We start from the raw sequence: 2250 nt of genomic DNA, 5'->3' as shown, positions 1-2250 counted from the left end.
ATACACGAAGAGGAATGTTGTGACTGCTGGCTAATACCATTAATAAATAAAAGACACAGATTAAAAAAGAAGTAAAACAAATAATTTGTAAAATATTTAATATGATTTTCATTTATACTTTTGTCTTGAAATCGAAGATTCGACGTAGTCAAACAAAAGTATGCAAAAGTTCAAGACGGGAATCATCCACTAAAAATTGGAATGTACTCCTAAAATTTCCAAACTCGCATGGATCACCCGGTTCTGCTTCGATTCTAAATACATCCCATGCTCAGACAGTGGAAATTTTTTAACGGATTACATTCAAATTTTCTTAATGCTCCTGATTCCTAAGTCGATTGATAGAGAGCACATAAAAAAAGCTATCCCATTTCTGAGACAGCCTTTTTTTACTATTTTTAATTAGTTAATCGATAATAAGTCCGCATGGTGACCCTACCGGAATACATTTTCTTTCCAATGAGCACCAGAAGTATCCTGCCAGACACATCGGGATACCACCCTGAACAGTTTTCAATTCTCTTTTTGAAAGTTTTCTTAAGTTTTTCATAGTAACATTTTTTTGATTTTTTTCCTACTCTATATGCTTTTCGGATTACGCTTTAATTTGGTAATACAATATACAGATTTTTGGAATACAAAAACATAACCTGTTCATTTTATATAATTTACAAAGACAATTATTTATTAACTTTTGATGATCATTATATATATATCAATAGAGCTTCTTAAGACAAAATAAATCAAAACCTCCGCTGTTGCGGAGGTTTCGTTATTTGTGGACACGAGCGAGACGCTCGCGCCCAATGTCATTAAGTTAAGCAATTATCACAACGTATCTTTTTGATTTTTAGAGACTATAGGTTTAGCCCTAGCTCTGTATTTCCCTATATTTCTTTTGATTGATCTTTGAGGTCTTATAGGAATTAAATGCGCTTTGAAAAGAGTTTTTAATTCCTCTATTGCCTTGTTCATATCAGAGTTGGAAAAAAGCAGACCTATAATTCTGTCTTTCAAAAAACCATAAGATAATGAAGTGTTTACTTTGTAACGATATTTTTTGGTATCTTTTTTCGCTTGTAATTCTTCATTAATCTCCTCTACAATAAGACTTTGAATATTGCTTACCAACAATGTAGCATAAAAGTCCTGCAATATACTTTGATTAGAATAACCCGAAAATTCTTCTATTTTAAGTTTATTTTTAAGCTCGTCATAGTACGTTTCTATTTTCCATCTTTCAAAGTAGAGATCTTTAAAGATTTCATTCTTGTATTGGATTTCATCCTCAAGAGAGGTTGCCAAAACTTCGATCTCTCCTCCCGGTAAAACAATCCTAAGTAATCTTACTATCAAGGAAGTGTCTTTGTCATAGGTTTTTCCTTGTAAATTTGTGTTTTTGCCAGGCTGCATGACCAGGACTTGTGAATCTTGACCGCCAGCTACAAAATCTCTCACAACCAGACTAAAATCCAACCGCATCCGCATTACAAAGTCTAATTGTTTTTTCTTGTGTTCATACATAAAATCGAAAGATGCAAAACCCCTGTCATAAATGATCAAATCTCCTTTCCTGCAGTATCCCAAAAGCTGTTTTGCCTGAATGCGTTCGTCAGTATCAACAGAAGACAAAACACCACCAATACCTATCTTATTCAGAACATCGTACAAAACACAAACTTTTCCCTGAATAATATAAGTCTCTGTTTGATTTTTCGTTCTACCATAGATTTTTTCCAATTCCCTTGTTCTGGGAAGAGTTAATCGGGAGCCGTCTACTGACAAAATTCGTTTTCCTGAAAATCTTGTTTTTACAGTACTATTGTCGGTGTAAAATTCTTCGGTCAGTTTTTCATTCAGATAGCTAAAGACCTCAGGTTTTATTTTTTTACGTGCTTGTACGAAAGCGCTCTTACTGAATGATTTCTGAGGAATTTCTTTTCTCTTAAAGAAGCTTAAAAAGTTAACAATCTCAAGGGATAAACTTTTGGTTAAAAAATTAATCATAAATAAAATGCTTACTGAAAAAGAAAGACTTCTGTTTCTACTAAAATCTTTCGCGTCAACTACAAATCTTTTCTTTGTAAAGCTATGATAAATTTCGAATTGAAGAGAAGAGAGAATGGCATTAGTATTTTTTCTTCTCGGTTTAACTGATTGATTCACTGTTAAATATACGAAAAATAAATCTTAAAAACAAGCATAAATAACTGTAATTCAAAATGTTAAACCGTTAACTTAATGACATTG

2 protein-coding genes are annotated in these 2250 nt (G+C 32.5%); both read right to left on the bottom strand.

Annotated features, from left to right (window positions below):
* Positions 1-406: 406 nt before the first annotated feature.
* Positions 407-550 carry a bacteriocin-like protein gene (locus tag LIV57_RS22800; protein WP_156121528.1) on the bottom strand — a complete coding sequence of 48 codons (144 nt, stop codon included), beginning with the start codon at positions 548-550 and terminating at the stop codon, positions 407-409.
* Positions 551-828: 278 nt separating this feature from the next.
* Positions 829-2166, bottom strand: coding sequence for an IS4 family transposase (locus LIV57_RS22795; RefSeq protein WP_227944441.1), 1338 nt, complete (start codon positions 2164-2166; stop codon positions 829-831).
* Positions 2167-2250 lie beyond the last annotated feature (84 nt).

The sequence above is a fragment of the Chryseobacterium sp. X308 genome, assembly GCF_020733145.1.
Lineage (GTDB): Bacteria > Bacteroidota > Bacteroidia > Flavobacteriales > Weeksellaceae > Chryseobacterium > Chryseobacterium cupriresistens.
This window is presented reverse-complemented; position numbering and strand designations above follow the sequence as displayed.